The sequence below is a fragment of the Streptomyces sp. NPDC058758 genome (assembly GCF_042746075.1).
In the GTDB taxonomy this organism is placed as follows: domain Bacteria; phylum Actinomycetota; class Actinomycetes; order Streptomycetales; family Streptomycetaceae; genus Streptomyces.
Map to the genome: position 1 here is coordinate 1 of NZ_JBHYPS010000059.1, position 22,628 is coordinate 22,628.

Annotated in this window: 26 protein-coding genes and 1 pseudogene; 16 read left to right on the plus strand and 11 right to left on the minus strand. The window is 75.7% G+C overall.

The window, feature by feature from the left end; genetic code table 11:
• Positions 1-195 precede the first annotated feature (195 nt).
• Positions 196-624 (minus strand): SRPBCC family protein, encoded by a 429-nt coding sequence (locus tag ACFW6A_RS36555; RefSeq protein WP_351853126.1) that lies wholly within the window; start codon positions 622-624, stop codon positions 196-198.
• A 70-nt stretch (positions 625-694) separates the two neighbouring features.
• On the minus strand, positions 695-916 hold the full coding sequence (locus ACFW6A_RS36560; protein ID WP_351853124.1) for a hypothetical protein: 222 nt from the start codon (positions 914-916) through the stop codon (positions 695-697).
• Between the two features lie 195 nt (positions 917-1,111).
• Here ACFW6A_RS36560 and ACFW6A_RS36565 point away from each other — a divergent pair, with 195 nt between their 5' ends.
• The 3 genes from ACFW6A_RS36565 (at position 1,112) to ACFW6A_RS36575 (ending at position 4,134) form a co-directional block, all read left to right on the plus strand.
• Positions 1,112-1,777, plus strand: coding sequence for a Clp protease N-terminal domain-containing protein (locus ACFW6A_RS36565; protein WP_386646029.1), 666 nt, complete (start codon positions 1,112-1,114; stop codon positions 1,775-1,777).
• A gap of 91 nt (positions 1,778-1,868) precedes the next feature.
• Positions 1,869-2,897 (plus strand): EamA family transporter, encoded by a 1,029-nt coding sequence (locus ACFW6A_RS36570; protein ID WP_351853122.1) that lies wholly within the window; start codon positions 1,869-1,871, stop codon positions 2,895-2,897.
• Between the two features lie 196 nt (positions 2,898-3,093).
• Positions 3,094-4,134, plus strand: coding sequence for an EamA family transporter (locus tag ACFW6A_RS36575; RefSeq protein WP_351853120.1), 1,041 nt, complete (start codon positions 3,094-3,096; stop codon positions 4,132-4,134).
• Between the two features lie 54 nt (positions 4,135-4,188).
• Here the strand turns inward: ACFW6A_RS36575 and ACFW6A_RS36580 are convergent.
• Together ACFW6A_RS36580 and ACFW6A_RS36585 are read right to left on the minus strand one after the other, a co-directional pair.
• A pseudogene (locus ACFW6A_RS36580) lies at positions 4,189-4,833 on the minus strand (FMN-binding negative transcriptional regulator).
• Positions 4,834-4,842: 9 nt separating this feature from the next.
• On the minus strand, positions 4,843-5,559 hold the full coding sequence (locus tag ACFW6A_RS36585; RefSeq protein ID WP_386646034.1) for a pyridoxamine 5'-phosphate oxidase family protein: 717 nt from the start codon (positions 5,557-5,559) through the stop codon (positions 4,843-4,845).
• Between the two features lie 47 nt (positions 5,560-5,606).
• On the opposite strand from ACFW6A_RS36585, the gene ACFW6A_RS36590 reads away from it, so the two are divergent.
• Complete coding sequence (locus ACFW6A_RS36590; protein WP_351853116.1) at positions 5,607-6,941, plus strand: aminotransferase class I/II-fold pyridoxal phosphate-dependent enzyme; 1,335 nt, start codon at positions 5,607-5,609, stop codon at positions 6,939-6,941.
• Between the two features lie 67 nt (positions 6,942-7,008).
• Entirely contained in the window at positions 7,009-7,509 is a 501-nt protein-coding gene (locus ACFW6A_RS36595) for a DUF6924 domain-containing protein (RefSeq protein WP_351853114.1), read from the plus strand.
• Between the two features lie 13 nt (positions 7,510-7,522).
• Here the strand turns inward: ACFW6A_RS36595 and ACFW6A_RS36600 are convergent, their stop codons facing one another.
• Positions 7,523-8,527 (minus strand): DMT family transporter, encoded by a 1,005-nt coding sequence (locus ACFW6A_RS36600; protein WP_351853111.1) that lies wholly within the window; start codon positions 8,525-8,527, stop codon positions 7,523-7,525.
• Positions 8,528-8,600: 73 nt separating this feature from the next.
• Here ACFW6A_RS36600 and ACFW6A_RS36605 point away from each other — a divergent pair, with 73 nt between their 5' ends.
• Positions 8,601-9,503: a LysR family transcriptional regulator gene (locus ACFW6A_RS36605; RefSeq protein WP_351853108.1), complete on the plus strand. Its 903-nt coding sequence runs from the start codon at positions 8,601-8,603 to the stop codon at positions 9,501-9,503.
• A gap of 70 nt (positions 9,504-9,573) precedes the next feature.
• Here ACFW6A_RS36605 and ACFW6A_RS36610 read toward each other — a convergent pair whose 3' ends face one another.
• On the minus strand, positions 9,574-10,041 hold the full coding sequence (locus tag ACFW6A_RS36610) for a pyridoxamine 5'-phosphate oxidase family protein (RefSeq protein WP_351853105.1): 468 nt from the start codon (positions 10,039-10,041) through the stop codon (positions 9,574-9,576).
• Between the two features lie 122 nt (positions 10,042-10,163).
• Between ACFW6A_RS36610 and ACFW6A_RS36615 the strand changes: the two genes are divergently transcribed.
• Positions 10,164-10,820 carry a cysteine hydrolase gene (locus ACFW6A_RS36615; RefSeq protein ID WP_351853103.1) on the plus strand — a complete coding sequence of 219 codons (657 nt, stop codon included), beginning with the start codon at positions 10,164-10,166 and terminating at the stop codon, positions 10,818-10,820.
• Between the two features lie 94 nt (positions 10,821-10,914).
• On the opposite strand, the gene ACFW6A_RS36620 is transcribed toward ACFW6A_RS36615, so the two are convergent.
• Positions 10,915-11,331, minus strand: coding sequence for a Rieske (2Fe-2S) protein (locus tag ACFW6A_RS36620; RefSeq protein ID WP_351853101.1), 417 nt, complete (start codon positions 11,329-11,331; stop codon positions 10,915-10,917).
• A 205-nt stretch (positions 11,332-11,536) separates the two neighbouring features.
• On the opposite strand from ACFW6A_RS36620, the gene ACFW6A_RS36625 reads away from it, so the two are divergent.
• Complete coding sequence (locus ACFW6A_RS36625; RefSeq protein WP_386482448.1) at positions 11,537-12,709, plus strand: AraC family transcriptional regulator; 1,173 nt, start codon at positions 11,537-11,539, stop codon at positions 12,707-12,709.
• 115 nt (positions 12,710-12,824) lie between these two features.
• Positions 12,825-13,436: a signal peptidase I gene (lepB, locus tag ACFW6A_RS36630; RefSeq protein ID WP_386646040.1), complete on the plus strand. Its 612-nt coding sequence runs from the start codon at positions 12,825-12,827 to the stop codon at positions 13,434-13,436.
• 128 nt (positions 13,437-13,564) lie between these two features.
• Here lepB and ACFW6A_RS36635 read toward each other — a convergent pair whose 3' ends face one another.
• Positions 13,565-14,182 carry a TetR family transcriptional regulator gene (locus ACFW6A_RS36635; protein WP_351853093.1) on the minus strand — a complete coding sequence of 206 codons (618 nt, stop codon included), beginning with the start codon at positions 14,180-14,182 and terminating at the stop codon, positions 13,565-13,567.
• Positions 14,183-14,392: 210 nt separating this feature from the next.
• Between ACFW6A_RS36635 and ACFW6A_RS36640 the strand changes: the two genes are divergently transcribed.
• The 6 genes from ACFW6A_RS36640 to ACFW6A_RS36665 all read left to right on the plus strand — a co-directional run bounded on the left by ACFW6A_RS36640 (position 14,393) and on the right by ACFW6A_RS36665 (position 18,365).
• Positions 14,393-15,073, plus strand: coding sequence for a DUF6230 family protein (locus ACFW6A_RS36640; RefSeq protein ID WP_351853090.1), 681 nt, complete (start codon positions 14,393-14,395; stop codon positions 15,071-15,073).
• Between the two features lie 146 nt (positions 15,074-15,219).
• Positions 15,220-15,807 (plus strand): DUF6114 domain-containing protein, encoded by a 588-nt coding sequence (locus tag ACFW6A_RS36645; protein WP_386646044.1) that lies wholly within the window; start codon positions 15,220-15,222, stop codon positions 15,805-15,807.
• Positions 15,804-16,589 carry a DUF6230 family protein gene (locus ACFW6A_RS36650; protein WP_351853084.1) on the plus strand — a complete coding sequence of 262 codons (786 nt, stop codon included), beginning with the start codon at positions 15,804-15,806 and terminating at the stop codon, positions 16,587-16,589. The genes ACFW6A_RS36645 and ACFW6A_RS36650 overlap by 4 nt, the downstream gene beginning before the upstream one ends.
• Entirely contained in the window at positions 16,583-17,014 is a 432-nt protein-coding gene (locus ACFW6A_RS36655; RefSeq protein WP_351853082.1) for a DUF6114 domain-containing protein, read from the plus strand. Before ACFW6A_RS36650 ends, ACFW6A_RS36655 begins: the two co-directional genes overlap by 7 nt.
• Positions 17,011-17,637: a hypothetical protein gene (locus ACFW6A_RS36660; RefSeq protein ID WP_351853079.1), complete on the plus strand. Its 627-nt coding sequence runs from the start codon at positions 17,011-17,013 to the stop codon at positions 17,635-17,637. Before ACFW6A_RS36655 ends, ACFW6A_RS36660 begins: the two co-directional genes overlap by 4 nt.
• Positions 17,634-18,365, plus strand: a complete 732-nt coding sequence (locus ACFW6A_RS36665; RefSeq protein ID WP_351853076.1) for a DUF6230 family protein — start codon at positions 17,634-17,636, stop codon at positions 18,363-18,365. The genes ACFW6A_RS36660 and ACFW6A_RS36665 overlap by 4 nt, the downstream gene beginning before the upstream one ends.
• 65 nt (positions 18,366-18,430) lie before the next feature.
• Here ACFW6A_RS36665 and ACFW6A_RS36670 read toward each other — a convergent pair whose 3' ends face one another.
• Positions 18,431-18,613, minus strand: coding sequence for a hypothetical protein (locus ACFW6A_RS36670; RefSeq protein ID WP_351853074.1), 183 nt, complete (start codon positions 18,611-18,613; stop codon positions 18,431-18,433).
• A gap of 237 nt (positions 18,614-18,850) precedes the next feature.
• Here ACFW6A_RS36670 and ACFW6A_RS36675 point away from each other — a divergent pair, with 237 nt between their 5' ends.
• Complete coding sequence (locus ACFW6A_RS36675; protein ID WP_351853129.1) at positions 18,851-19,618, plus strand: AfsR/SARP family transcriptional regulator; 768 nt, start codon at positions 18,851-18,853, stop codon at positions 19,616-19,618.
• Between the two features lie 45 nt (positions 19,619-19,663).
• On the opposite strand, the gene serS is transcribed toward ACFW6A_RS36675, so the two are convergent.
• Complete coding sequence (gene serS, locus ACFW6A_RS36680; protein ID WP_386646049.1) at positions 19,664-20,983, minus strand: serine--tRNA ligase; 1,320 nt, start codon at positions 20,981-20,983, stop codon at positions 19,664-19,666.
• A gap of 58 nt (positions 20,984-21,041) precedes the next feature.
• Positions 21,042-22,535, minus strand: a complete 1,494-nt coding sequence (locus ACFW6A_RS36685; RefSeq protein ID WP_386646052.1) for an APC family permease — start codon at positions 22,533-22,535, stop codon at positions 21,042-21,044.
• Positions 22,536-22,628 lie beyond the last annotated feature (93 nt).

A 22,628-nucleotide genomic window follows, 5' to 3' on the forward strand; every position in this document is an offset into this window, starting at 1 on the left:
ATCAAGGTGGCCGTCATCCAGCTGCCCTTTATCCTCGCCTAGCGTCGTGGGCGGGGGCCGCGGTGGGGGGGGGCCCCGCCGGGCAGGTCCTGTGCGGCCCCTCCCCCGTGCGCGCGTGCGCGGGGCCTCCGCGGGTCCGGGATCCGCGCGTGTCCGGGGAGTCCGCGCGTCTGGGCTGTCCGTGCGGCTCGGTGGTCAGGCGACCAGGCCGGAGAGTTTGCGCAGCGACTCGGTGAGCGCCGCCGTCGCCGAGTCCTTCAGCTTCCCGGCCATCAGCGAGACCGCCGCGCCGGTGAACTCGCCGTCGATGCGGACGGTCGTCGCGCCGCCCTCGTCCGCGAGCGAGTAGCGGGTGCCGACGATCACGCCCATGGGGCCCTTGCCCCGGATGGCGAGGACCCGGCCGTCCTCCAGCTCCTCGACGGTCCACAGCACCTCGGCGGGGAAGCCCATGAGCTTCATGTTCTCGGTGAAGGTGGAGCCGGCCGCCAGGGTCTCCGGGCCGCCGTTCGGGAAGTTGGTGTGGGTGGCGTTCCACTCGCCGTACGAGCCGAAGTCGGTGAGGCGTTCCCACACCTTCCCGGCCGGTGCCTCGATCCGTGCCTCCGCGGTGACTTCGGCCATGACGACCACCCCTTCACGCGTGCCCGCTGGGTTCTGGTGTCGCGGAACGTAGCCGGAGGGGCGTGAACATTCAATACTGATGAACCGTCAGTTCTACGGCGGTCGGGTCCGTGCCGCCGACCCACCGGATCTCCGCCGCGTCGAAGCGGTCCGAGACACGCGGACCGCCGTCCTCCTCGTGGCGGTGGAACGCGGCCCAGAACAGATCGCCCGGCAGCGCGTCCCGGGGGGCGTACACCCGGTACACGTACTGCCGGCCGTCGCGCGCGGGCAGACCGACCATCCAGAACACACGGGAAAGACGCTCGGGGGCGGCCCGTGGTTGCGATGCGGGCGTGAGGCAAGGCGGCGCGCGCCCCGTGAGGGAAATCGGCCCGATCTCCTCCCCCAGGAGGAGGACTCGCGCGGGTGTGCACGACTCCGGTGGGACGCGGACATGGTTCTCCCGTGTGATGACCCGCGCGGGCGCGGCTGATGAGGTGGGAGGGTGCACCCTCCCGTCCCGTCGCGCCCCACCGCGCCCCCGGCCCACGCCGGGCCCGAGCCGCTCCTCGCCACCGTGGTCGCCGCCGCCCGCCGCCGGGCCCTGCGGGACGGCGACCGCCAGGTCGACACCGCCCACCTCCTGCACGCGCTGGTCGAGTCCGACCCGGAGACCCGCGCCGCCTTCGACGGCGAGGAGCGGGTCGCGCGCGTCCTCGGCTACCTCGTGCAGCGGTCGATCGGCTACGGGCTCCGCTGGCAGCGGTCCGCCGAGGGTGCCGACGCCCCGCGCCCGCTGCCCGCCGTACGGGCCGGGGAGGACGGGCGCCGCCGCGCCTTCCGCTGGTCGCCGGCGGCCGCGGCCGCCCTGGAGGAGGCCCTGCGGCGCGCCGCAGGGCGCGGCGAGGAGCGGCCCCACGGGCTCGACCTGCTGGCCGGGCTCGCCGCCGACCCCGACAGCCGGGCCGGCGAGGTGCTGCGGCACGCCGGGGTCGACCCGCCCGTGCTCGGCGCCCGCGCCGCGGCCCTCGCCTCCGTCATCGCCCCGCGCGGTGCGGGCGCGCCCGGCGGAACCCTCGGCGGGGTGCCCGGTGGAACCCTCGCCGGAACTCTCGGCGGTGAGGGCGCGGTGCCGGGCGGGGAGGCTTTCGCGGGGGAAGCGGAGGGCTGAACTCCAGGCCCCGGGAGGGTTTCCGGGGGGCGCCGTCTCAACAGGTGCGACAGGGGTTACACGCCTGACCGGGTCCTGTCATGATGGCCCGATGCACGCGTCTCAGGGGAGAAGCGCCGGCCTGGGACTCGCCCTGGCCTCGGCCTTCGCATTCGGTGGTTCGGGAGTGGCGGCCAAGCCGCTGATCGAGGCGGGACTCGATCCGCTCCATGTCGTCTGGCTCCGGGTCGCCGGCGCCGCCCTCGTCATGCTGCCCGTGGCCTGGCGCCACCGGGACCTGCTGCGCCGCAAGCCCGGCCTCCTCGTCGGCTTCGGCCTCCTCGCCGTCGCCGGCGTCCAGGCCTTCTACTTCGCCTCCCTCTCCCGGATCCCGGTGGGCGTCGCCCTCCTCATCGAGTACCTCGCCCCGGCGCTGGTCCTCGGCTGGGTCCGCTTCGTCCAGCGCAGGCCCGTCACCCGTGCCGCCGCCCTGGGCGTGGTGCTCGCGGTCGGCGGTCTCGCCTGCGTCGTCCAGATTTGGTCCGGGCTGAGCTTCGACCTCCTCGGACTGCTCCTGGCGCTCGCCGCCGCCTGCTGCCAGGTCGGGTACTTCGTCCTCTCCGACCAGGGCGCCGACGAGGCCGAACCGGCCGATCCGCTCGGGGTGATCGCGTACGGGCTGCTCGTAGGCGCCCTCGTGCTCACCGTCGTCGCCCGCCCCTGGGGCATGGACACGTCCGTGCTCGCCGGGCGCGCCGACCTGGACGGGACCTCCGTGCCGGCCTGGCTGCTGCTCGGCTGGATCATCCTGATCGCCACCGTCCTCGCGTACGTCACCGGTGTCGTCTCGGTGCGCCGGCTCTCGCCCCAGGTCGCCGGCGTCGTCGCCTGCCTGGAGGCGGTCATCGCGACCGTCCTCGCCTGGGTGCTGCTCGGCGAGCACCTGGAGGCGCCGCAGCTCCTGGGTGGCGCGCTCGTCCTCGTCGGCGCCTTCATCGCCCAGTCCACCGCGCCCAAGGCGCCGTCCGGCGGACCGGTCGCCGGCTCCGAAGGCGAGCACGGTGAAAGCGCCGGGGACGGCGAGCGGGGGATCGCGGCGGGCGCCGAGGGGGAGTTGTCGGGCGGCCGAACCGGCCCGTAGGGTGCCGACCATGCACGCGACCGTACTTCCGCCGCCCGCCGCCTAGCGCGCGCGGCCCCTTCTCCCGAAGACGACCGACCGGCCTCGGGCGGGCGATCACGCCCCCGAGCGGTCCGTCGGCGCCCGCGCGCGGAGCCGGCGACCACCCTTCACCCCGGTCCGTCCGCACGGACGGCCGTCTTCCCGGAGAAACCACGTGTCGAACCCGCAGTCCCTCCCTGCCGCGCACCCCGCCCTGCCCGTCGGGCGGAGCCTGGTCTACCTCGTCGTCGCCGGAATCGCCTGGGGCACCGCCGGCGCCGCCGGCTCCCTCGTGTTCCGGAACAGCGACATGGGCCCCCTCGCTCTCTCCTTCTGGCGCTGCGCCGGCGGCCTGCTGCTGCTCCTGGCCGTCCCCGCGCTGCGGCTGCTGCGTCCCGGGCGGACCCGGGCCGGATCGGTGGCTTCCGCCGCCCCGTCGGACGCTCCGTCCGCGGCCGGGGCCGTCGTCGAGAGCCGTGAGACGCGACTGATCCGGATCGGCGGCACCGGGCTCGGTCTCGCGGTCTTCCAGACCGCCTACTTCGCCGCCGTCGAGTCCACCGGACTCGCCGTCGGCACGGTCGTCACCCTCGGCGCGGGCCCCGTCCTCATCGCGATCGGGGCCCGCGTCACCATGGGCGAACGCCTCGGCCTCGGCGGCCTCGCGGCCGTCGTCGGCGCGCTCGCCGGGCTCGCCGTCCTGGTCCTGGGCGGCGGGGGAGCAGAGGTCCGGCTCGCCGGCGTCGGCTACGCGGTGCTCTCCGCCGCCGGCTTCGCCGCCCTGACCCTGCTCACCCGCCGGCTCGGCCGCAGCGGGGCCGGCGCCGCCGGCTCGCTCGTGAGCACCGCGTGGACCTTCGGCGTCTCGGCGCTCGTCGTGCTGCCCCTCGCGGTCGTCGAGGGCCTGCTGCCGCACACCGAGGACGTCGTCCGGCTGCTGCTCCTGCTGCTGTACGTGGCCGCCATCCCGACGGCCCTCGCCTACGCGCTGTACTTCGCCGGGGCCGCGGTCGTCCGGGCCGCCACCGTCTCCGTGATCATGCTCCTGGAGCCGGTCAGCGCCGCGCTGCTCGCCGTCACCCTCCTCGACGAGGAGCTCACGGCGACGACCGTGCTCGGTACGGTGCTGCTGCTCGCGGCCGTCACCGGCCTCGCCCTCGCGGAGGCGCGGACGGCGGTGGAGCGGCGCAGGACGGTCGAGCCCGCGGCGGTGTAGCCGTCGTACGGCCGGGGGCCGGGGGCCGGGGGCCGGGAGGGGCGCGGTGCCCGGTCAGCCGTGCTCAGGCAGGCGGCGGAGCTGGTGGGCGCGGGCGGCGAGGTCGCCCGGGCCGGCCCGCTCGGCCGGCCGGCCCGCGACCCGGCGCCGCACGCCGGCCGGCTTGTTGCCCGCGTACGTGAACTTGGCGCGCACCTCCGTCACGTCCAGGACCGGCCCCCGGATGCCGGGGAGCAGCCGGCCGAACGGGGCCTGGCCGGGGGCGACGCGCGCGGTCCCGCCGTCCGGCTGGAAGTGGGCGACCTGGCGGTTCAGCAGCTCGGCCTTCTCCGCCGGGTCGTCCACCACGCGCGCCACGCAGTGCAGTTGCACAGCCGCGTAGTACGCGGTCGGGGTCCCGTGCTCGGCGGGTTCGCCCTCGGGGGCCGTCCAGTGGCCGGGGACGTACACGTAGTCGTCGACGACGCTGAGCAGCACCTGTGCATCTGCCTCGAGGGCGCGCCAGAGAGGGTTGGGCCGGGCGAGGTGGGTGAGGACCCTGCCGTACGGGCCGGGCTCCGCCTCGTACCGGAAGTGCGCCGGCTGCACTCAGGGCGGTTCGCCGGGCAGGCCGTTGACGGCGAGCTGTCCGAAGTCGTGGCGGGCGAGCCACTCCCGCCACTCGGTCTCGTCGGCGGCGTCCCAGGGGTGGATGAGCATGCCGTGTCCTCAGCGCGCCGTCAGGTAGGAGGGCAGGGCGATCGCCGGGTCCAGGTCCGCCGAGGCGATCGGGGTGCCGGTGCGCGGGGCGACCGGGACCACGCCGGCCCAGTGCGGCAGCGGCAGGTCCTCGGCGTCGTCGTTGGGGCCGCCGGTGCGGACCTTGGCCGAGACCTCCTCCAGGTCGAGCCGGATCACCGCGGTGGCGGCCAGCTCCTTGGCGTTCGCCGGACGCGAGTCCGCGGCCCGGCCCGGGACGACCTGGTCGACGAGCGCGTCGAGCGCGGAGCGCAGCTCGTCGGGGTCGGTGACCTGGTGCGCGGTGCCGTGGACCACGACCGAGCGGTAGTTGAGCGAGTGGTGGAAGGCGGAGCGGGCCAGGACCAGGCCGTCGACGTGGGTGACGGTGAGGCAGACGGGCAGGCCGGGCGCCTCGGCGGGTGCCTTCGCGCCGGCCATGCGCAGCGGGCGGGAGCCGGTGGAGCCGTGGACGTACAGCCGCTCGCCGATCCGGCCGTAGAGGGTCGGGAGGACGACGGGCGCGCCGTCGCGCAGGAAGCCGAGGTGGCAGACGTACCCCTCGTCGAGGATCGCGTGGACGACGTCCTTGTCGTAGGAGGCGCGCTGCCGTGAGCGCGTGGGCACGGTCCGGTCGGTGGGCGGGTAGCTCGAGCCGCCCTCGGTGGTCGCGGCCGTCGTGGCTTTCCCGGTGGTCGTGGTGCTCATGGCGGGTCCCCTTGCCCCTCGTATTGCACTAGTGCATAATCTGCTTTGTGCTAGGAGAGTATCGGATCGAAGGCCGTCGCGCATCGGAGATCGCCGCCAGCGTGGAGCGGGGGGTGGGCTCCGGGGCGCTGGAGCCAGGGCAGAACCTGCCGCCCATGCGGGAGTTGGCGGCCGAACTGGGCGTGAACCCGAACACCGTCGCCGCCGCGTACCGGACCCTGCGGGAGCGCGGGGTCATCGAGACCGACGGGCGGCGCGGCAGCCGGGTGCGTCCGCGGCCCGCCACCACCGCGCGCGGCTCGCTGCGCGTCGAGGCGCCGCCGGGCGTCCGGGACATCAGCGGCGGCAACCCCGACCCGGCCCTGCTGCCGCCGCTCGACGGGGCCCTCGCCGAGGCGGCGCGGCGGTACGCCGTGCGGCCCGGGCTCTACGGGGAGGCGCCCGTCGACCCGGACTTCGCCCGGCTCGCCCGCGCGGCGTTCGACGCCGACGGCGTCCCCGACGGGCCGGTCGGCGTCGCCTCCGGCTCCCTCGACGCCATCGAACGGGTCCTCGCCGCGCACCTGCGGCCCGGTGACGCGGTCGCCGTGGAGGACCCCGGCTGGGGCAGCCTCCTCGATCTCGTCCCCGCGCTGGGGCTGCGCCCCGTTCCCGTCGCCGTCGACGACGACGGGCCGGTCGCGGAACAGGTCGAGCGGGCGATCCGGCACGAAGGCGTCCGCGCGGTGATCGTCACCGACCGCGCCCAGAACCCCACCGGCGCCTGCGTGGGCCCCGCCCGCGCGGCACAGCTGCGCCGCGTCCTCGCCGACCACCCCGGGGTGCTGCTCGTCGAGGACGACCACGGCCACGGCATCGTCGCCCGGCGGCTGCGCCCGCTCGCCGGCGTCACCGACCGCTGGGCGCTCGTCCGCTCGGTCGCCAAGGCGTACGGGCCGGACCTGCGCATCGCCGCCTTCACCGGCGACCCCGAGACCGTCGACCGCGTCCTCGGCCGGCAGCGCCTCGGCCCCGGCTGGGTCAGCCGCCTCCTCCAGCAGGCCGTCGCCCACCTCTGGGCCACCGGCGCGATCGACCCCGAGACCGTCTCCGACGCGTACGGCGAACGGCGCGACGCCCTCGTCCGGGCGCTCGCCCGGAGGGGCGTCGAGGCGCACGGTCGCAGCGGCATGAACGTCTGGGTGCCCGTCGCCGACGAGACCGGCGCCGTCGCGCGGCTGCTCGCCGCGGGCTGGGCGGTCGCCCCCGGCGCCCGCTTCCGCATCGCCGCCGGCCCCGGGGTGCGCCTCACGGTCTCGCCGCTCACCCGTCACGACATCGAACCCCTGGCCGACGCCGTGGCGTCGGCGGCGGGCCCGGCCCCCGCCCGGAGCTACGGCTGACCGGCTCCCGCGCCGTCGCCACCGGGAGGCGGGGCGGCTGTCGGACCCGTGTGCGAGAGTCGGCGGCATGACGGATCGGGAGCGGCGCGACGACGCGCGACGGGCGATCGAGGGCTGGGACACCTGGGCGGCGTTCGTCGTGCGGACCGACTTCGGCGACGAGGCGGCGTGGCGGGAGGTGCTCGCGGAGCTCGACGGCCGGGACGGGGACGCCGCGAACGGCGTCCGGGTGCTCGACGCGCCGTGCTGGGCGGGGGCGAGCGTGGAGGAGGTGCTCGCCGCCGTGGACGACGACGAGGGGCCGGCGGCCGTCTTCCTCGCCGACCGGCACACGCGGGAGTCACCGGTACGGGCCCTGCTCGCGGTCGACACGCTGTGGGAGGACGAGAGCGGGCTCGACCCGGAGTACTACCAGGAGCTCGTCGACGCGCCGGCGCCCCGGGAGTTCCGGCTCGTGCCGGCCGCCGTCCACGGGGTCCACGCGAACCTGGAGCTCGGCAACCTCGGGTTCGAGGAGTTCGCCGCGCAGGCGGCGGAGGAGCCCGGCGGGGTGCTGCGGCCCGCCTGAGCCCCGCGCCGGGTCAGGCGCGGGTCGGGGTCTTCCGCGGGGCGCCCGCGAGGGACGCGGTCGCGCGGGAGGGCGCGGGGGTGCGGGGGGAGGTGCGGGTCTGGGTGAGGGCGGCGCCGAGGAGGACGACGGCGGCGCCCACGGGGGTGTTCCAGGCGAGGTGCTCGCCGAGGAAGGCCACGCCCGCCGCCGTCGCGATGACCGGGATGAAGTACGTGACCATCGAGGCCGTCGTCGGGCCGACCTCCGCGACCACGCCGTACTGGAGCAGCATCGCGTAGCCGGTGCCGAGGGCGCCGAGCGCGATCACCGCGAGCAGGGGGAGGAGCTCGACCGACTCCGGCAGGGTGGTGAAGAGCGGGGTGACGAGGGCGAGCTGCAGGGTGGCCGCGCCCACCTGGCCGGTCGCCAGGGAGAGGTGCGAGGAGCCGGTGCCGCTCAGGGTGCGGCGGACGTAGATCCAGCCGACGGCGTAGCTGAAGGAGGCCAGCAGGGCCAGCGCGGTGCCCGTCACGTCCAGGCCCGAGAAGCCCTGCCACGCGCCGAGGACCGTCAGCACGCCGATGAAGCCGATGCCGAGGCCCGCGGCGCGCACCCGGGTGGGGCGGTCCTCGGAGAGCGCCACGAGCGAGAGGACCATGCCCCACAGCGGGGTCGTCGCGTTGCAGATCCCCGCCAGCGTCGACGGGATCGTCAGCTCCGCGTACGCGAAGAGCGAGAACGGCAGCGCGTTGAGCAGGAACGCCGCCACCGCCAGGTGGCCCCACGTGCGCGCCCCGCGCGGCAGCCGGTCCCGCTTCACCAGCAGCGCCGCGGCCAGCACCGCCGTGCCGAACAGCAGCCGGCCGAAGGTCACCTGGAAGGGCGCGAAGCCGTCCGTGCCGACCTTGATGAAGAGGAAGCTGAAGCCCCAGATCAGGGCCAGCACGCCGAAGCGGACCCGCCAGTCGAGGAGACGGGAGCGGAACGGGGAGGGGAGGGGCGAGGGGGAGGGGGCGGAGGCGGTCGCGTGGCTCATGCACTCAGGGTGACCGGCCCGACCTCGTAGAACAAGCGAGATTGTGTCGACCCCTTCCCTTAGCATTGCTTACATGTTGAACCTGGAGCGCCTGCGCACCCTCGACGCCGTCGCCCGGCACGGCTCCGTCAGCGGCGCCGCGGACGGGCTGCACGTGACGACCTCCGCCGTCTCCCAGCAGCTGTCCAAGCTGGAGCGGGAGGTGGGCCAGCAGCTTCTCGCCAAGAACGGGCGGGGGGTGCGGCTCACCGACGCCGGCCTGCTGCTCGCCGAGCACGCCGCCCGGATCCTCTCCCACGTCCAGCTCGCCCAGGCCGACATCGAGGCGCAGCGCGGCCAGGTCGTCGGCGAGGTCCGGCTCGTCGGCTTCCCGACCGCCGCGCGCGGCCTCTTCCCCGCCGCCCTCGCCGCCCTGCGCGCCCGCCACCCCGACCTGCGCGTCCGCACCGCCGAGTTGGAGCCCGAGCAGGGGGTGCGGGCGGTGCTGCGCGGCGACGCCGACCTGGCGATCGTCCTGGACTGGAGCAACCGCCGCTCGCCGGTGCCGGGCGAGCTGGAGCGGGCCCACCTGCTCGACGACTCGGCGGACGTGGCCCTGCCGGCCGGGCACCGGCTCGCCGGGCGGGAGGCGGTGGACCTGGAGGACTTCGCCGACGAGGAGTGGGTGTCCTGGCCGGAGGGCGAGTTCTGCCACGACTGGCTGATGTTCACCCTGCGCTCCCAGGGCATCGAACCGCGCATCGCCCACTTCGCCGGCGAGCACCACACCCAGCTCGCGCTCGTCGCCGCCGGCCTCGGCGTGTGCGTCACGCCCCGGCTCGGCCGGCCCCACCCCGAAGGGGTCGTCTGCGTGCCCGTGCGCCAGCAGATGCGCCGGCACATCCACGCCACCTGGCGCACCGACGCCGGCCGCCGGCCCTCGCTGCGCGCCGTCGTCGAGGCGCTGCGGGAGGCCGGGCGGCCGCACGTGCGCTGAGCGGCGCGGCCGGGGGTACGGGCGGCGGCGGTGCCGTGCGTCCGGGGCGCGGTGCCGGAGCGCGTACGGGCTACGGCGTCGCGAGCTTGCGGAAGTCCCAGGAGGCGACGGCGTCCGGGGTCAGCCGGAGCCAGGCGTGCCGGCCGTCGTGCGGCATGGCGTCCAGGCCGAAGTTCTTCGCGGCGAAGAGCCGTTCCACCGCGTCGAGCTCCGGGCAGGGCTCGCCCGTGCGCGGCGCCTCGCCGACGAAGACGGCCGTCCCCGACAGCTCCGCCCCGCGCAGCTCGCCGTACTCCTCGCCGTCGTCCACCAGCACCGAGATCCTGGGGTCGGCCCGCAGTTCGGCCCAGCGGCGGCTGCGGGTCAGCGAGTAGAGCCAGAGCGAGGTGCCGTCCCACGCGTACCAGAGCGCGCTGAGGTGGGGGCGGCCGTCGGCGGAGACGGTCGCGACCCGGCAGGTGCGTTGCTCGGCGAGGAAGGAGTCGAGCTCCGCCGGGGTCATCATGATCCGGCGGCCATGGCGCTGTGCGACGGTCATCGTCCGCACCCTTCTGGATTTCTGATGAGACGTCAGAAATCATGGGGGCGGGCCCGCGCCGGTGCAAGGGGCGGAGGCGGGCGGCGGGTGCCGGGACGTCGGGACGGGGACCAGGGGGAGCGATGGGACGCAGGGAAGAACTCGACGAGCTGCTGCGGCCGGACGGGACCGTGCTGCTCACCGTCGAGTGCCAGGAGGGGGTCGTCGGCGTGGACAGCGCCCTGCCCGAACTCGCCGCCGTCGCCCGGAGGTCGGGGGCCCTGGCCAACGTGGCCCGGCTGGTCGACGCCGCTCACCGGGCCGGGGTGCAGGTCGTGCACGCCGTGGCCGAGCGGCGTCCCGACGGGCGCGGCTCCAGCGGCAACGCGCGCCTCTTCCGGGCCGCGGAGCGCCTTCCCGTGCAACAGCACAGCGGTTCCCGGGCGGTGCGGGTCGCGGAGCCGATCCAGGTGGCCGACGAGGACCTCGTGGTGCGACGGCTGCACGGCCTGTCCCCGCTGGCCGGGACGGACGTGGACGCGCTGCTGCGCAACCTCGGCTGCCGCACGCTCGTCGTCACCGGAGTCTCCGCCAACGTGGCCGTGCCCAACGCCGTCTTCGACGCGGTGAACCTCGGCTACACCGTCGTCGTGCCCCGGGACGCCATCGCGGGGGTGCCGGCCGACTACACCCCCGCGATGATCCGCAACACCCTCGCCCTCGTCGCCACCCTCGCGACCACCGACGACCTGCTCGCCGCCTGGAAGGCGCCGAGGCGCCCCGCCGCCGGCCGCGGCTAGCCCGGGCCGGGCGCCCCGGTCGGGCGCCGCGGACCGGGCAAGCGCCGCGCCCCGGCCGTCGGGCCGGGCGTCCCGGGAGTCCGTCCGGGCGGGGTCAGCCGAAGGAGATCTCCTCGCCCTTCACCTCGATCGGCTCCGGCGGCAGCGACGACGTCGCCGGGCCGGACTTCACGCTGCCGTCCGAGATGTCGAACCTGCTCTGGTGGCACGGGCAGACGATCGCGCCGTCCTTCACCTCGCTCACCGCGCACCCGGCGTGGGTGCACTTCGACGAGAAGGCCTTGTACTCCCCGGCCTTCGGCTGGGTGATGACGACCCCCTTGCCGGCCAGGACCTTGCCGCCGCCCACCGGGATGTCCCCGGTCCTCGCCAGCGGTCCCTCCGGTGCGCCGTCCGCCCCTCCGGTGCCGGGGTCCCCCTCCGCGTTCGAGCCGCCGCAGGCGGCCAGTGCCGCCGACGCGAGTCCCGCTCCGCCTGCCGCCACCACGGTCCGCCGTGCCACTCCGCTCATGCCTGCCCCTCTCGATGCGCCTCCGGCGTCTTCCGGGAGCGACGGTAGACGGAGTTCCTGTGACGTACGCCCCGTTCGGCGCAGACTCCCCCCAAGCGCCTTACAGTTCGCATTAGAGTGTCCGAACCTGGACATCCATCAGGTGAAGTGTCAAGCGCGCCGAGGATCCGGCGGGACCGGCGCGGCCGGAACGGAGGCGGCGGGCATGCGGACGGGGTCGGTCAACGCCCATCACGTACGGGCCGTGGTGCTGGGGGCCCGGCGGAGCGGGGTCCTTGTCGAACCCCTGCTCGCGCGCGCCGGACTGCCGCCCGAACTCCTCGCCGGCGACGGGCCGCGGAACGGCCCCGGGACGCTCGCCGGGGCCGGGGCGGCCGGCCCGGAGCGGGTGCCCGCCGCGCGGTTCGGGCGGCTCGTCCGGATGCTCTGGGCGGCCCTGGACGACGAGCTGATCGGCTTCGGCGGCGCCCCCACCAAGGTCGGCACCTTCGCGATGATGGGCCATGTCGTGGTCCACGGCAGCCGCGACCTGCGCGAGGCCCTGCACCGCGCCCGGGCCTTCTACTCCCTCTTCCCCGGCGGCCCGGAGTTCCGGCTCGCCGAACCGGCCGCGCCCGCGGGGGAGCACGGGGGCCCCGACGAGGCCCGGCTGGAGTTCGACGTCTCCGGCTACGACGACCCCCTCCACTTCGGGGTCGAGGCCACCGTCCTCGTCGCGCACCGCTTCGCCGGCTGGCTCGTCCGCCGCCGGATCGGGCTGCGCCGGGTCGAGTTCGCCCACGCCGAGCCCCCGCACGCCGCCGAGTACGCCCTGCTGTTCGGCGCCCCCTGCGTCTTCGGCGCCGGACGCACCGCCGCCGTCTTCGACCGCGCCGACCTCGACGAACCCGTCCTGCGGGACGCGGACGCCCTCCAGGCCTTCCTCCGCCGCGCCCCCGACGGCATGCTCGTCTGCGCGGAGTGGGGGAGCACCGCCACCGGCCGGGTGCGTCACCTCATCGGCCGGGCGCTGCCGGCCGGTCCCGTCCCCACGCCGGAGGAGCTGGCCGAGCGGCTCTCGGTCAGCCCGCAGACCCTCCGCCGGCAACTGGCCGCCGAGGGCACCACGTACCAGCGGCTGCGCGACCAGGTGCGGCGGGACCACGCCATCGCGGAGCTGACCGCGGGCCGGGTCTCCATCGAGCGCCTCTCCCGGCGGCTCGGCTTCTCCGAACCCAGCGCCTTCCACCGCGCGTTCCGCCGCTGGACCGGCGAGACCCCCCGCGCCTACCAGGTCCGCGACCGGCACGCCGTTCCCGTGTCCGGGGGCGTCCCCGGCGCCGGAGCCCCGTCCGGGCCCGGAGCGGCCCCCTTGTTGACGCGCGGTCAACAAGGCTGAGCGGTACGGTCACAGCCGCCGTCCGCCGCCCGGCCTACCTTCCCGCCATGACCGAATTCGACCGGTCCGGGGCCGTACCGCACCCCGGCCGCGGGAGCCGCCGAAGGGGCCGCCGATGAGGACGGGCCGCGTCCTCGGCGCCGTCTTGGGGACCGGCGCCCTGCTCGCCCTGCTCGCGGGAGTGGCCGTGACCGCCCTGGGCGTCCGGGTCGACGGGTCCAGCATGGACCCGACCCTGCGCCCGGGCGACCGGATCCTCGTCTCGCCGGGCTCGGAGGGGCGGGTGCACCGCTTCGACGTCGTCCTGCTGCGCGGCGGCCGGCAGGACTCCCTCATGGTGAAGCGCGTGATCGGACTGCCCGGCGACCGGGTGGCGATCGTGTCGACCGGCGAGGAGCCCTTCCAGGTCCTGCTCCAGGAGGGCGGGAAGGGGCCCGTCCGCCGGGTGGTCGCGTCCCAGTGGGACGAGCGGGCCCACCGCGCGGGCGCGTGCTGCTCGGCGGAGGGCACCCGCTCGGCGCGCGCGGAGCTGCGGACCGTCCCGGAGGGCGGCTTCTTCTACCTGGGCGACAACCCCGACCTGTCCGACGACTCCCGGCAGTACGGATGGGGCGCGATCGACCGGGTCGAGGGGCGGGTCGGGCTGCGCGCCTACCCCCTCTCCACCGCGCCGGGCCTCGGCAACCGGCCCGTACTGGAGGAGTACGCAGGGCCCCGGCCGCCGTAGGAGGCGGGGCCGCGCCGTCGCCGTGCCCCGGCACGGGCGGGGTCCGCCACCGGGGTCCGCCACCGGAGCCCGGCCTGCGAAGTCCCGGGGAAGGGGGCCGGCCGCCCGAACCGCCCGCCCCGGCCGGTTCAGGCGCGGGGCGCGGGTGCGGGCAGCCGCTCGTGGCCGGTGCTGAGGGCGACCCGTACCGCCGTGTCCGCGATGCGGCGGGCCGACTCCTCCGGGGAGGCGGTGGCCTGGACGATGTGACTCGCCGTCAGGCGGACCGCCGTGTCCACGGCGAGCTCGCGCGCGACCGGGTCGATGGAGGGCCAGGTCTCCGCCACGTACGTCCCGGCCATCGTCGTGGCCAGGTCGAAGGCGGCGGCCGACCGGGTCGTCAGATAGGGGAGGAGTCCGTCCTCGCCGGTGCTCGTCAGCATCGCCCTGATCAGGGGGTTGCGGCCGGCCAGCTTCAGCGTGAAGCCGACGGCCGCCTCCACGGCGGCACGGAGGTCGTCCGGGTGCGCGTCCAGGCCCTGCTGGATGCCGACCAGGCAGCGCTCCAGCTCGCGCCGGAACAGCGCCTCGCCCACCGCCTCCTTGGAGGGGAACTCGGAGTACAGCGTCTGCCGGCTGACGCCCACGTCGCCGGCCAGGTGCGCCATGCGCAGCCTGTCGAAGCCGTCCCGCGCGACGCGCTCGAAGGCGGCGTCCAGCAGGCGCTCCCGCAGCAGTGTCCGGACCGTCTCCCTGAAGCGTGCCATCGCGCCAGCGTAGAGCAGCGACCGCGCCCCTCGGGGGCGTGACAAATAGACGGAGCCCGTCCGCACTATTGACACAACTTCTCATAGTGTCCAATTCTCGAACAGGCGGCCACCAAGTGTCCGTCGTCCCCGGCCTCCGGCCCCGGACGCACGGCCGTCCCTCATCCCCACCCCGCGCCACCCGCGCGGACCAACGGTTGGAGAACCCTCATGCAGAACGAGCCCAGAGGCGTCACCCGCTGGCGCAGATCGGCCTTCCTCGCCGTCCCCGCCTGCGCGGCGGTCGCGGCCATGGCCACCGCGATGGTCCAGGGCGCCCTCGCGGCGAACCTGTCCCTGACCAGCGTGCCGTTCACCCTCAGCTCCAAGACGGTGGCGGCCCCCCAGGGCATCGGCGCGGTCATGCACACCATCGACGCCGGCGGGCCCAAGGGCGCCGCACAGGTCGGCATCGCCAAGGCCGGCCTCGACGGCATCTGCGTCCACGCCACCCAGTCGGTCAACCTCCCGGTGGTCGGCAGCCTCGGCACCTGGTCGCTCAACATCTCCTCGCCCGCCGCCCAGACCCCGCTCACCAGCGACCAGCTGGTCAACGGCGCCGGGCTCCAGGCCAACAAGCTCATCCTCGACGCGCAGGCGCTCAAGGCGGCCACCGCCACCCTGAACGCCAGCGACGCCACCCCGAACGTCATCGGCGCCGCGGCCGACGGCGACGGCATCAAGGCCACCGGCATCAAGGACGGCTCCGCCGGCCAGTTCGGCCTCGACGCCACCGGCGGCCGCACCGACATCAGCAACCTGAACGCCGACGCCAACGGTGCCACGATCGCCGGAGCCATCACGCTGCCGGACCTCGCGATCGCCATCAAGCACGGCGACTCGGGCTGCTGACACCCCCTCCGCACCGCATGAGCACCACCGCACGACCGCACCACCGCACCACCCGGACCGGGACGGCGCCCCCCCCCGGGGCGCGCCGTCCCGGGACCGACCGTCCGCCCCCTTCCCTCCCTCCCGAACGCCGCTGCGAGGCCCCCGTGACGACCACCGACCCGCCCGCGCCCGACACCGGGGCGACCGGCACGCCCGACACGCCCGACACGCCCGCCACGATCGGTACGACCGACACGACCGGCGCGACCGGCACCGTGGCGAACCGCACCGATCCGCCGCCGCCCTCCGCCCCGGCGCGGGCCCGCCGCGCCTTCCGCCGCTGGCGCCGCACCCGGCCGTTCTGGGCCGCACTGTGGATCGCCCTCGGCGGCTTCGTGATCTTCTTCCTGCCGATGGCCCCGCTGGGCAAGATCCTCCAGGTCGGCGTCGGCGGCATCGCCGGCATGGCGGGCGGCGTCGTCATCATGGCGATGGCCCTGCTCGTCCTCGCCCTGCCCGGCCAGCGCCACACCGCCGGAACCATCGCCGTCATCGCCGGCGTGGCCTCCTTCCCCCTCTCCAACCTCGGCGGCCTCTTCGTCGGCATGGCCCTCTCGGTCCTGGGCGGCGCCATGGCCTTCGGCTGGCTGCCCGAGAAGCCCGCCAAGCGCCGCGGCCGCCTCCTGCGCCGCGCCCGCGCCACCGACGGGACCCCCGGGTCCCCCGCATCCGTTGGGAGCGGCTCCGCATGAACCCCCTCCTCGCAGGCCCCCGCAAGGCCGGCGGTCCGCTCGCCCGGCTCGGGGCCGACGGCGCCCGCGCCACCGCCGCCTGGAACGCCCGGATGCTCGCCGAGGCCGCCGACGGCACCCGCCGCGGCACCCGCTGGGGCCGCGGCGCCCTCGCCCTCGTCCCCTCCTGCCTGGCCGTCGGCGCGCTCGGCGCCGCCCTCGCGCAGGGCGCCCTCGCGGCCAACTTCAGCGTCACCGGGCAGCCGTTCACCCTCACCTCCAACGGCGTCTCCGGCACCGGCTTCGGCGCCATCGTCAACACCCCCGCCGTGGGCCGACCCGACGGCACCACGACCACCAACACCGCGATGGCGCGGGTCGGTTTCGCCAGCGCCGGCCTCGCCGGACTCTGCGGGATCGTCCACCAGTCGATCGCGGGCGTGCCGTACTCGCTGCTGCTCACCGGCGGCCAGACGGTCACCGCGGCCCCGCCCGCGAGCTTCACCACCGACATCGACGCCTCGAACCTCTACATCCAGGCCACCGAGCTCCAGGCCTACGGCCCCACCACCCTCCAGAACGCGGTCCTCGGCCAGTCCGCCGACCAGGTCACCGTCGCCGGAAAGCCGCTCACCGGCGCGCTCCCCGGAGGCTTCGGCCTCGGCTCGGCGGGCGGCGAGGGCGGCAGCTCCATCAAGCTGCACGGCCTCAACGCCACCGCGTACGACGCCGAGATGGCCGGCGCCCTGGTGCTGCCGAACCTGAAGCTGAGGGTCGTCGCCGGAACGGCCACGTCGTGCTGAGCCGGGGGAGGGCCGCGTACGCCCGGCTGCGGAGCGCGTACGCCTGGTTCCGGGCCTTCCGCCGCACCCGACCCTTCTGGGGCGGGGTCTGGCTGGCGGCCGGCGGCTGGACCGTGCTCAAGTTCTCCCTCAGCTCGGTCCAGCTCATCGTCAGCACCGGCTTCGGCGGCGTCGCCGGGTACCTCGTCGGCGGCGGCATGATCCTGTGCGGGCTCATCCCGATCGCCGCCCCCCGGCAGCGCTACACCTTCGGCCTCATCGGCTGCGTCCTCGCCGTGGTCTCCCTCGTCGTCTCCAACCTCGGCGGCTTCCTCCTCGGCATGGTCCTCGGCGTGCTCGGCGGATCGATGCTGGTCGGCTGGGGCGCCAAGCGCCCCCGCGCCACCGCGGGGACCGGAGCCGCACCCGAGGCGGTGGAGGCGTGACGCGCGCGGGGGCACGGGGGCGGCGCAAGGCCGTCGCGGTCGCGGCCGCGCTGCTGCTCGCCGTCGCCAGCGCCCTCGCCGCCGGGCAGCCGAGCAGCGCCGCCGGACGGCCGCCCGCGGCCGTGGCCCCGCTGGGCGTACCGTTCCTGCCCTCGCCCGACCCCCTCCACGTGACCATCGACAGCATGGTCGCCGTCTCCCTGACCGTCGACAAGGACGTCACGATCCGGCTCTCCGACGGCACCACCCGGGTCACCAACAAGTACACCTTCACCAAGCTGAAGATCCGCTCCCACATGAACGTGACGCAGCGGGCCGACGGCCACACCGTCGTCATCGACGTGCCGAACGAGGGCTCGCTCGGCGGCTACGACAGCGCCGGCCGGCCCGAGACCACGACGATGTGGGGGAACATCACCAACGTCTGCGTCCGCGTCCTGCTCAAGATCTGCGGGGTCCAGGGGCTGCTCGACTTCTTCGGCTCGCTGATCCCGCTGACCGCCGGCGCGGAGGACTTCGCGGGCGACATCTACGCCATCCGGACCGTCGACGACCACGCCGCCCTCAACTCGACCGACAACCCCGTCCACCTTCCCGGAACGATCACGGTGACCACGCCATGAGCCGCTCGGACGCCCGCCCCGGACCCCTCCGCCCCGCCCCCCTCCGGCAGGAGGGCCGCACCCACTGGCGGCGCAGCCTCCTCGTCGCCGTGCCCGCCCTGCTCGCGGCCGGCGGGCTCGGCTCGGCGATGGCCACCGGGGCGCTCGCCGTCGGCCTGCGCATCCAGGACCGGCCCGTCGACTTCACCACCAGCAGCCTGTACGGGACGCAGTACGGCGCCGCCGTCGTCGACCAGGAGGTCGTGCGCCCCGACGGCACGGCCGGCAGCGTGCGGGTGCTGCGGATGGGCTTCGCGGACGGGGTCCTCAACGGCCTCTGCCTCAGCCAGCGCCAGCAGATCGCGGGAGCCACGTACACCCTGCTGCTCACCCTCGGCGACGCCGATCCCGGCTCCTGGGAGATCCGCACCCAGAACACCGTCCTCGACCTCAGGAACGCCACCGGCGAACTCGACATGGACGGCATCGTCGACCTCAACGTCAACGGCGCCGACGTCCGCACGGTCAAGGACTCCGCCGGGGCCTACGTGCCCAACCCGCTGGGCGCCCCGCAGCACCGCTTCGGCATCCAGGCCCGCTACGCCAAGTTCGACCGGATCAGCGGCACCGCGCAGGACTTCCAGATCCCCGGCCTGCTCACCACGCCCCGGCTCAAGCTCTCCGTCAGGCCCGGCACCGTCGCCTGCCCCGCGCCCGCCGCCCCGACCGGCACCCCCGGCACGCCCTGAGGCACGTCCCGGGGCACGCCGGTCCCGACGGCCCACGGCCGACGGCGGCCGGTCGGCGCGGCGGGTCAGTCCAGCAGGCCGAGCAGCCAGCCGAAGAGGTCGCCGACCGCGCCGAAGGCCCACTGGGCCGCGAGGACGAGCAGGACGCAGACGCCGAGGAAGAGGACCGTCCCCCAGCCGCAGCCGTGACCGCCCACCTCCGGCCCGTCGCCGCCGCGACCGCCCACCTCGAAGTCGAACAGATCCATGAACTCCCCCTGATCCTCCGCGAAGCCCCCCGGCTCCGCCCCCCATGACCCCAGGACTCCTGCGGAGGCCCGCCGGTTCCCGCCCCGCCCGCCGCCCGCGCGGCGGGAGTGTCCAGCCGGACTCTAGGCCGAAGCTTCACAATGCGCAGTACTGCGGCACAGGACGGCACGGGCGGCGTGAGAGCCGCGGGCCGCGACCTAGGGGAGGCTTTCTTGAGGTTCCGGATCTTGGGCACGGTGGCAGTCGGCGTCGGGGACGCGGTCCATGCCGTTCCGGGGCTTCGGCAGCGGTCCCTGCTGGCGAGTCTGCTCATCCACGCGCCCGCGGTGGTGTCCGTCTCGACGCTGTACGACGAGCTGTGGGGGGAGAACCCGCCGGCGACCGTGGAGAACGCGCTCCAGGCGCACGTGTCGCGGTTACGGCGCACGCTCGCGCGGCTGGCGGGGGACCCGGCGGCCGACCTGGTGCGGACGCGGGGGGCCGGGTACAGCCTCCAGGCGGCGCCGGAGGACATCGACGTCCATCAGTTCCGGGGGCTCATACGCCGGTCCCACCGGGCCATGGAGGAGGACGACCCGGCCGGCGCGCTGGCGTCGCTGGAGCGGGCGCTCGGCCTGTGGCGCGGGGCGCCGCTGGGAGACGCCGCCGTCGGGCCGCTCTGCGCGAGCGCCGCCGCGGAGTGGGAGGAGGAGTACCTGTCCGCCCGCGAGGACGCCTTCTGGCTGCGGCTGCGCGCCGGCGAGGCCGTGCGGGTGGTCGGCGAGCTGAAGCGGATGAGCGTCGCCCACCCGTGGCGGGAGCGGACCACGGAGCTGCTCATGGTGGCGCTCTACCGGAGCGGCCGTCAGGCCGAGGCCGTCGGCGTGTACAACGCGGCCCGGCTGCGGCTCGCCGACGAGCTGGGCATGGAGCCCTCGCCGAAGCTGCGGCAGCTGTTCCACCGGATGCTCAACCAGGACCCGGGACTGCACGGGTCCACCGCCCTGCTGCGCGCGAGCGCGTGAGGCCGGCGCCGGCCCCGCGGCGGTCATCGCGGGGCCGGCGGGCCGTCACTCGCAGCCGCCGCCGGGAAGCAGCCGGCGGAAGCCCGTGTACCGGGCCAGCGCCTCCGGCAGCACCACGGAGCCGTCCTCCTCCTGCCCCTGCTCCAGCAGGGCGGCGACGGTCCTTCCGATCGGCAGGCCGGAGCCGTTGAGCGTCGCCGCGGGCCGCCGGGAACCGCCCGCGCGGTAGCGGAGGCCGGCCCGGCGCCCCTGGAAGGTGCCGCAGTCCGAGACCGAGGAGATCTCGCGGTAGGTGCCGCTGCCGGGCAGCCACACCTCGACGTCGTACGTCTTCCGCGCGGAGAAGCCGATGTCGCCGGCCGGCAGGAGGACCACGCGGTACGACAGTTCCAGACGCCGGAGGCACGCCTCCACGTGCGTCAGCATCAGCTCCAGCTGCGCCTCCGCGTCCTCCTCCCGGCAGACGCGGACCAGCTCCACCTTCTCGAACTGGTGCAGGCGGAGCAGACCGCGGGTGTCGCGGCCGTAGGAGCCCGCCTCGGCCCGGTAGCACGGGGTGCGGGCGGTCATCGCCAGCGGCAGCCGGTGCCCGTCGAGGGTCTCCCGCGCGAGCAGGTTGGTCAGCGGCACCTCGGCGGTGGGGATCAGGAAGAGCTCCCGGCCGCCCACCGAGGTGGCGAAGAGGTCGTCCTCGAACTTGGGGAGCTGGCCCGTGCCGGTCATCGTCTCGCGGCTGACCAGGTGCGGCACCGCGTACTCGGTGTACCCGTGCTCCCGGCCGTGCAGGTCCAGGAGGAAGGAGCCCAGCGCGCGTTCCAGCAGGGCGCCCGGGCCGACGGCGACGCTGAACCGGGCGCCGGACAGCCTCCCCGCCGCCGCCGTGTCCAGGATGCCGAGGCTCTCGCCGAGGTCGGCGTGGTGCCGGCCGAGGCCGGGGCCCGAGCCGCGGTGCGGGCCGACGCGGCGGACCTCCACGGCGTCCTTCTCGTCGAAGCCGTCGGGGAGGTCGTCGGCCGGCAGGTTCGGCACCGTCAGGAGGAGCCGTTCCAGGTCGTTCTCGGCCTCCCTCGCCTCGGCCTCGGCGGCCTGCACCCGGCTCCGGAGGCGGCGGTTGCGCTCACGCGGGTCGTCCCCGGCCGGGTCGTCACCGGTCGGGTCGTTTCCGGCCCGGGCGCCCGGGCCCGCCGGGCGGCCCTTCCGGGACGCCCGCTTCAGCTCCGCCCGCAGGCCGTTCACCGCCTCCAGGGCGGCGACCCGGCGCCGCTGGGCGGCTCGGAGCCCGTCGAGGTCGAACGGATGGCCGCGCCGGGCCAGGCGGCGCTCCGTCTCCGGACCGCTGTCGATCAGTTCGCGTACGTCGTGCACGTTCTTCCTCCGGGGCGGGTGGGCGGAGAGGGACGGGAGCGGCGGCGGGGACGAGGGGTCAGGCCGGTTCCGAGACGGGGGCGGGGGCCGGGGGCCCCACCGCCTCCGTCCGGTCCGCCCCGGGCGCCAGGTGCGCGGTGGCCAGCGCGCGGTAGCGCTGCGGGGCGGTCGCGCGCAGCCGCAGCGCCCACAGCACGCCCGCCGCGACGACCAGGACGATCGTCCAGGGGAGGCGGGCGACGACCCCGCCGGTCGCACCGGTCAGGACGTCGAAGTTGCCGACCACCAGCCACACCGTGGCCGCCAGGCCGGCGAAACCCAGCAGCGGCGCCACGACCCCCCGCCAGAGGCCCGCTCCGGTGTCCTTGCGGCGCAGGGCCACGGCGGAGAGCGCCGACAGCGCCTGGAGGACGACGATGCCGAGGGTGCCGAGGCCGAGCATGCTGGTCGTCATGCTCGCGTACGGGTCCAGCCCTCCCGCGGCGAAGGCGGCGACGACCGCGGCGCAGATCCCCGCCTGGACGAGACCGGCCCGGTGCGGCGAGCCGAACCTCGGGTGCAGCCGGCCCAGCCGGCGGGGCAGCAGGCCGTCGTCGGCCATCACCTGCGCGTACCGGTTGGCGGCGCCGTGCAGCGCCAGCGTCGCGGCGAACAGGCTGGTGCAGAGCATGATCTCCAGGGCGGTGCCGCCGAGGGCGCCGAGGTGGTCGCGTCCCAGGACGAAGAAGAGGTCGCCGAGGCTGTCGCCCGCGGTCTCCCGGACCCGCCCGGGACCGATCGCGCCGACCGCGGCCCAGCTGGTCAGGGCGTAGAAGCCGGAGATCAGGAGGACGGCGACGTAGGTGGCCCGGGGGACGCTGCGGCGCGGGTCGCGCGCCTCCCTGCCGTACAGGGCGGCCGACTCGAAGCCGATGTACGACACGAAGGCGAACATCAGCGAGACGCCGAGGCCGGGGCCGGTGGCCGCGCGCCAGGAGAAGGAGGCGGCCGGGAGCGCCCGCACGCCGTGCCGGGCCAGGACGGCGACGTCCAGGGCGGCCAGGACGCCGATCTCGGCGATCATCAGGACGGCCAGCACGCGGGCGCTGACGGCGATGTCCCGGTACCCGAGGACCGCGACGAGCACCAGGACGACCGCGGCGCACCACTCCCACGCCAGGTGGACGCCGTGGCCCGCCAGCACCAGGCTGGTGAAGTAGCCGGAGGCGCCGACCAGTCCGATGGTGGCGCTGTTGTAGGCGACGACCGCCGTCCAGCCGCCGCCGACCGCCACCGGCCGGCCGAGGCCGTCGGCGATGGAGGAGTAGAAGCCGCCGGAACCGCCGGTGCGGCGGGCGCTGACCGCGTACCCGACGGAGAAGCAGAGCAGGGTGGCGCCGGCGAAGAGGAAGGCGGCGGGGACGCCTTCGGCGGTGCCGATCGCGAACGCCAGGGGGACGGTGCCGACCATGGCGGAGAGCGGCGCCGCGGCGGCGACGATCATGAAGACGATGTGGCCGGTGGTGAGGGATCCGCGCCCCGCGGGCGGGGCGTGTCGCGCGTGCGTCCTCATGGAGGGCTCCTGGGGTCTGCGGCGCCTCCCGGCCGGCGGACGGGAGGCGCGGGGGAGGGGCGGGGCGGGGCGCGGTGCGGGCGGCGGGGCGGG

Coding starts and splice junctions, on each gene's coding strand:
- ACFW6A_RS36555 (WP_351853126.1), bottom strand. CDS start 624: ATGGCCGAAGTCACCGCGGAGGCACGGATCGAGGCACCGGCCGGGAAG.
- ACFW6A_RS36570 (WP_351853122.1), top strand. CDS start 1,869: ATGCACGCGTCTCAGGGGAGAAGCGCCGGCCTGGGACTCGCCCTGGCC.
- ACFW6A_RS36585 (WP_386646034.1), bottom strand. CDS start 5,559: ATGAGCACCACGACCACCGGGAAAGCCACGACGGCCGCGACCACCGAG.
- ACFW6A_RS36595 (WP_351853114.1), top strand. CDS start 7,009: ATGACGGATCGGGAGCGGCGCGACGACGCGCGACGGGCGATCGAGGGC.
- ACFW6A_RS36600 (WP_351853111.1), bottom strand. CDS start 8,527: ATGAGCCACGCGACCGCCTCCGCCCCCTCCCCCTCGCCCCTCCCCTCC.
- ACFW6A_RS36605 (WP_351853108.1), top strand. CDS start 8,601: ATGTTGAACCTGGAGCGCCTGCGCACCCTCGACGCCGTCGCCCGGCAC.
- ACFW6A_RS36610 (WP_351853105.1), bottom strand. CDS start 10,041: ATGACCGTCGCACAGCGCCATGGCCGCCGGATCATGATGACCCCGGCG.
- ACFW6A_RS36615 (WP_351853103.1), top strand. CDS start 10,164: ATGGGACGCAGGGAAGAACTCGACGAGCTGCTGCGGCCGGACGGGACC.
- ACFW6A_RS36620 (WP_351853101.1), bottom strand. CDS start 11,331: ATGAGCGGAGTGGCACGGCGGACCGTGGTGGCGGCAGGCGGAGCGGGA.
- ACFW6A_RS36625 (WP_386482448.1), top strand. CDS start 11,537: ATGCGGACGGGGTCGGTCAACGCCCATCACGTACGGGCCGTGGTGCTG.
- lepB (WP_386646040.1), top strand. CDS start 12,825: ATGAGGACGGGCCGCGTCCTCGGCGCCGTCTTGGGGACCGGCGCCCTG.
- ACFW6A_RS36635 (WP_351853093.1), bottom strand. CDS start 14,182: ATGGCACGCTTCAGGGAGACGGTCCGGACACTGCTGCGGGAGCGCCTG.
- ACFW6A_RS36640 (WP_351853090.1), top strand. CDS start 14,393: ATGCAGAACGAGCCCAGAGGCGTCACCCGCTGGCGCAGATCGGCCTTC.
- ACFW6A_RS36650 (WP_351853084.1), top strand. CDS start 15,804: ATGAACCCCCTCCTCGCAGGCCCCCGCAAGGCCGGCGGTCCGCTCGCC.
- ACFW6A_RS36665 (WP_351853076.1), top strand. CDS start 17,634: ATGAGCCGCTCGGACGCCCGCCCCGGACCCCTCCGCCCCGCCCCCCTC.
- ACFW6A_RS36670 (WP_351853074.1), bottom strand. CDS start 18,613: ATGGATCTGTTCGACTTCGAGGTGGGCGGTCGCGGCGGCGACGGGCCG.
- ACFW6A_RS36685 (WP_386646052.1), bottom strand. CDS start 22,535: ATGAGGACGCACGCGCGACACGCCCCGCCCGCGGGGCGCGGATCCCTC.